Source organism: Simplicispira sp. (assembly GCF_028687295.1).
Classification (GTDB): domain Bacteria; phylum Pseudomonadota; class Gammaproteobacteria; order Burkholderiales; family Burkholderiaceae_C; genus Simplicispira; species Simplicispira metamorpha.
On sequence record NZ_JAQUAL010000209.1, the window covers coordinates 1 to 3,939 of the forward strand.

4 protein-coding genes are annotated in these 3,939 nt (G+C 70.6%); all 4 read left to right on the forward strand.

All coding sequences use genetic code 11. From position 1 onward, the window contains the following. Nucleotides 1-901: DMT family transporter (locus PHX69_RS15605; protein ID WP_288044979.1), on the forward strand; the 901-nt coding region annotated here is incomplete at its 5' end. Nucleotides 902-1,024: 123 nt separating this feature from the next. Beyond that, complete coding sequence (locus tag PHX69_RS15610) at nt 1,025-2,203, forward strand: aminotransferase-like domain-containing protein (protein ID WP_288044981.1); 1,179 nt, start codon at nt 1,025-1,027, stop codon at nt 2,201-2,203. A gap of 4 nt (nt 2,204-2,207) precedes the next feature. Next, nucleotides 2,208-3,107 carry a PhzF family phenazine biosynthesis protein gene (locus PHX69_RS15615; protein ID WP_288044984.1) on the forward strand — a complete coding sequence of 300 codons (900 nt, stop codon included), beginning with the start codon at nt 2,208-2,210 and terminating at the stop codon, nt 3,105-3,107. Between the two features lie 71 nt (nt 3,108-3,178). Further along, a partial coding sequence (locus PHX69_RS15620) for a threonine dehydratase (protein ID WP_288044987.1) occupies nt 3,179-3,939 on the forward strand: 761 nt, incomplete at its 3' end.

Here is a 3,939-nt window from a genome sequence, read left to right on the forward strand (position 1 = left end):
GTCCGCCGAAGTGCGTGGCCTGGCGCTGGGCTTGCTGGGTGTCGCCATTTTTGCCGTCACGCTGCCAATGACCCGGCTGGCCGTGGGCACGCCCGAAGCGCCCGGCATGTCGGGCGTGTTCGTGGCCATGGGGCGCGCGGCGCTGGCCGGCGTGCTGTCGGCGCTGCTGCTGCTGGCGCAGCGCGCCCCCTGGCCAGCGCGCAGCGACTGGCCAGCGCTGGCCCTCACGGCGCTGGGCGTGGTGTTCGGTTTTCCGCTGCTGACCTCCATCGCCATGCGCTATGTCAGCGGCGTACACGCCAGCGTGCTCGTCGGTGTGCTGCCGCTGGCCACCGCTGCCGTGGGGGCGCTCTTGCACCGCCAGCGCCCGTCTGCCGGGTTCTGGGCCTGCGCGCTGCTGGGCACGGGGCTGGTGGTGCTGTTTGCGCTGCTGCAATCGGGTGGCACCGGCCTGTCGCTGCACCTGGCCGACATGCTGCTGCTGGCCGCAATGGCCTGCGGCGCCATGGGCTATGCCTATGGCGGTCGGCTGTCGCAGCGCATGCGCGCAGACCGCGTGATCTGCTGGGCGCTGGTGCTGTCGCTGCCCCTGTCGCTGCCGCTGGCCGCGCTGACGTGGCCCGCAGCGCCGCAAAGCACCGCCGCCTGGGGTGCGCTGGGCTATGTAGCCGTGTTTTCGATGTGGCTGGGCTTTTTTGCCTGGTACCGGGGCCTGGCGCTGGGCGGCACGGTGCGCGTCAGCCAGGTGCAACTGGTGCAGCCTTTTCTGGGCATGCTGGTGGCGGTGCCGCTGCTGGGCGAACGGCTTGATGCCATGAGCGTGGGCTTTGGCCTGGCCGTGATGGCCACGGTGCTGATCGGGCGGCGCATGCCGGTGCGCGCACCCACCGCAGCGCACTGAATGCCCCTGGCCACAACCCGTCCGAGTCGCCCCGCAGCACCCGCCTGCGCCGCACAATCGCCCCCCCTTTCCCCTTTTTTTGCGCCAGAACTTCTGGCGCCCCCACCCTGGAGTGCAATTGGCATGACGAACTGGACCCTGGCGGCACGCGCCGCCAAGATGAACCCCTCCGCAATCCGCGAAATCCTCAAGCTCACCGACAAGCCCGGCATCATCAGCCTGGCCGGTGGCCTGCCCGCGCCGCAGACCTTTCCGCTCGACGCCTTCACCGCCGCCTGCAACACCGTCATGGCGCGCGACGGCGCCGCCGCCCTGCAATACGCCACCAGCGAAGGTTTTGCGCCGCTGCGCCAAGCTGTCGCCGACATGCTGCCCTGGGCCGTGGACCCCGACCAGGTGCTGATCACCACCGGCTCGCAGCAGGCGCTGGACTTGATCGGCAAAGTGCTGCTGGACAAAGACAGCCGCATGCTGGTCGAAACCCCCACCTACCTGGGCGCGCTGCAAGCCTTTGCACCGCAAGAACCCATCGCCGTGGGCGTGGCCAGCGACGACGACGGCATCCTGGTGGACGACTTTGCCGCCAAAGCAGGCACCGGGGCCGACAAAGCCCGCCTGGCCTACGTGCTGCCCAACTTCCAGAACCCCACGGGCCGCACCATGACCGAAGCGCGCCGCGCCGCGCTGGTGGCCAAGGCCGCCGAGCTGGGCATTCCGCTGATCGAGGACAACCCCTACGGCGAGCTGTGGTTTGGCGAAGCTCCGCCCGCCCCCCTGACGGCGCGCAACCCCGACGGCTGCATCTACATGGGCTCGTTCTCCAAGGTGCTGGCGCCGGGCCTGCGCATTGGCTTTCTGGTGGCGCCCAAGGCCATCTACCCCAAGCTGCTACAGGCCAAGCAGGCCGCCGACCTGCACACGCCGGGCTTCAACCAGCGCGTGGTGGCTGAAGTGATTCAGGGCGACTTTCTGGCGCGCCACGTGCCCACCATCCGCGCCCTCTACCAGCGCCAGCGCGACACCATGCTGGCTGCGCTCACGCGCGAAATGGCGGGCCTGGATGTGACCTGGACACGCCCGGCGGGCGGCATGTTCCTGTGGCTGCGCCTGCCTGCGGGCATGGACGCCCAGGCCCTGCTGCCCACTGCCGTAGAGCGCAACGTGGCCTTTGTGCCCGGCGCACCGTTTTACGCCACCGAGGCCGACGCGCGCACCCTGCGCCTGTCGTACGTCACGGCGTCGAGCGCGCAGATCGACACCGCCATCGCTGCGCTGGCCGAGGCCATCCGCGCCCAGGGGTAAAGCCATGCGCCTGCGCCCCTTCCAACAGGTGGACGTGTTCACCGCCACCGCCTACCGTGGCAACCCGCTGGCCGTGGTGCTCGATGGCAGCGGCCTGAGCACCGAGGCCATGCAGCAGTTCACCGACTGGACGAACCTGTCGGAGGCCACCTTTGTGCTGCCACCCACGCCCGAGGGGCGCGCTGCCGGGGCCGACTACCGCGTGCGCATTTTCTGCCCCGGGCGCGAGCTGCCCTTTGCCGGCCACCCCACGCTGGGCACCTGCCATGCCTGGTTGCAAACGGGCGGCCAGCCCCAGGTGGCGGGCCGGGTGGTGCAGGAATGCGGTGTGGGCCTGGTCACGCTGCGGCGCGACGGCGAGCGGCTGGCTTTTGCCGCACCCCCGTTGATCCAAAGCGGCCCGCTGCCCGAAGCCGATGTGCAGCTGATTGCACGCGGCCTGGGCGTGGCGCGCAGCGACGTGGTGGCCCACGCCTGGTGCGACAACGGCCCGCGCTGGCGCGGTGTGCTGCTGCGCAGTGCCGCGCAGGTGCTGGCGCTGCAACCCGACGGCGCCGTGCTGGCCGGGCTGGACGTGGGCGTGGTGGGGCCGCGCGGCAAGGTCGGCGTGGTGGGCGCCACCGATGCGGCCACCGACTCGGCCACCGGCGATGAAGCCATCGCCTTCGAGGTGCGCGCCTTTCTGCCCGGCCACAGCGGCCTGATGGAAGACCCCGTGACCGGCAGCCTCAACGCCGCGCTGGCGCAGTGGCTCATCGGCGCCGGTCTGGCCCCTGCGCGCTACATCGCCAGCCAGGGCACCGCCCTGGGCCGCGCCGGGCGTGTGCATGTGCAGCAGGACGGCGCCGACATCTGGGTGGGCGGCCACACCGCCACCTGCATCAGCGGCACCGTGCGGCTGTAAAAAAACAAGCCAAAACCGCCTCAAAAGTCCACGCAGCAAGCGCTACCAGCTATCAAAACAGGAGTTAACCCATGCCCCTTCCCACCCTGGCCGACATCGAAGCCGCCGCCCACGTCGTGTACCGCGACTTTGCCGCCACGCCGCAATACCGCTGGGCACTGCTGAGCGAACGCCTGGGCACCGACTGCTGGCTCAAGCACGAGAACCACACGCCCGTGGGCGCCTTCAAGATTCGCGGTGGGCTGACCTACTTTGACCAGCTCGCCCAGCGCGGTGCGCTGCCGCGCGAAGTGGTCAGCGCCACGCGCGGCAACCACGGCCAGAGCATGGGCTGGGCCGCGCGCCGCCACGCCGTAGCCTGCACCATCGTCGTGCCGCGCGGCAACTCCACCGAAAAGAACGCCGCCATGCGCGCCCTGGGCGTCACCCTGGTCGAGCACGGCGACGATTTCCAGGCCGCGCGCGAGCACGCCATGCAGCTGGCCCAGGAGCGCGGCGCGCACATGGTGCCCAGCTTCCACCCCGACTTGCTGCGCGGCGTGGCCACCTATTGGTGGGAGTTTTTGCGCGCCGTGCCGCAGCTCGATGTGGTGTATGTGCCCATCGGCCAGGGCTCGGGCGCGTGCGCGGCCATTGCCGCCAAGCGGGCGCTGCAACACCCCGTGCGCGTGGTGGGCGTGGTCAGCAGCCATGCCACCACCTACGCCGACTCCATCGCAGCGGGCCGCGTGGTCGAGGCCCCCGTCAGCACCGCGCTGGCCGACGGCATGGCCTGCCGCGTGGCCGACCAGGCAGCGCTCCACATCCTGGCGCCGCACCTCGATCACCTGGT

Coding starts and splice junctions, on each gene's coding strand:
- PHX69_RS15610 (WP_288044981.1), top strand. CDS start 1,025: ATGACGAACTGGACCCTGGCGGCACGCGCCGCCAAGATGAACCCCTCC.
- PHX69_RS15615 (WP_288044984.1), top strand. CDS start 2,208: ATGCGCCTGCGCCCCTTCCAACAGGTGGACGTGTTCACCGCCACCGCC.